The organism is Thauera phenylacetica B4P (assembly GCF_000310225.1).
In the GTDB taxonomy this organism is placed as follows: Bacteria; Pseudomonadota; Gammaproteobacteria; order Burkholderiales; family Rhodocyclaceae; genus Thauera; species Thauera phenylacetica.
In genome coordinates this window covers 1-903 of record NZ_AMXF01000517.1, presented here as the reverse complement: position 1 = coordinate 903, position 903 = coordinate 1, and the positions used below count along the sequence as shown (strand labels likewise).

The 903-nt window shown below is 75.2% G+C and carries 1 protein-coding gene and 1 pseudogene; one reads left to right on the top strand and one right to left on the bottom strand.

Annotated elements, in window-relative coordinates:
• A partial coding sequence (locus C667_RS23420) for an ATP-binding protein (RefSeq protein WP_004390675.1) occupies positions 1–772 on the top strand: 772 nt, incomplete at its 5' end.
• Here C667_RS23420 and C667_RS23415 read toward each other — a convergent pair.
• A pseudogene (locus C667_RS23415) lies at positions 724–903 on the bottom strand (FAD-dependent oxidoreductase); the annotation flags it as partial. The gene C667_RS23420 and the pseudogene C667_RS23415 overlap by 49 nt on opposite strands.

The following is a 903-nucleotide window of genomic DNA, read 5'->3' as shown; positions in this document are numbered from 1 at the left end:
CACGCGGCCGCTGTCGCGCATGGCGGAGGCCGCGCGCGCGCTCGGCGAGGACCCGACGCGCGCGCCCATGGACACCCGCGGCCCCACCGAGGTCGCCCAGGCCGCCGCCGCCTTCAACCAGATGCAGCAGCGCGTCGCCGAGCACGTCGCCGAGCGCACCCGCATCCTGGCGGCGATCTCGCACGACCTGCAGACGCCGATCACCCGCCTGCGCCTGCGCGCCGAGATGGTGGAGGACGAGGGCCTGCGCGCGCGCATCCAGTCCGACCTTGACGCCATGCAGGGCCTGGTGAAGGAGGGTCTGGCCTACGCACGCAGCCTGGACGAGCGCAGCCCGGCGCAGGTGATCGAGCTCGGCCCCCTGCTGCAGGCCGTCGCCGAGGACGCGCGCGACATGGGATGGACGGTGCGCCTGCCTGCGGACGCGCAGGGCCGCATCGTCGGCAATCCCGCGGCGCTTCGCCGCGCGCTGTGGAACCTGGTCGAGAACGGGGTGAAGTTCGGTGGCGAGGTCGAGCTCGCGCTCACCTGCGCGGGCGGGCGCTGCGAGATCCGCGTCCGCGACCACGGCCCCGGCCTCGCCGAGGACGAGCTCGAGAAGGTGTTCGAGCCCTTCTACCGCACCGAGGCCTCGCGCAACCGCGAGACCGGCGGCACCGGGCTCGGGCTGGCGATCACGCGCAACCTGGTGCACGCCCAGGGCGGCGAAATCGCGCTGCGCAATCACCCCGAGGGCGGACTGGAGGCGGTGCTGCGGCTGCGTGCGCAGTAGCGCGCGGCGAGCGCGAGGAAGGCGGCGAGCTCGGCTTCGCGCCGCGGCGCGCTCCAGCCCAGTTCATGGGCGACAAGGTCGGCCACCGCCGGCGCCACCGCCGCGGCCGCCGCGGCGTCGAGGAAGAGCGC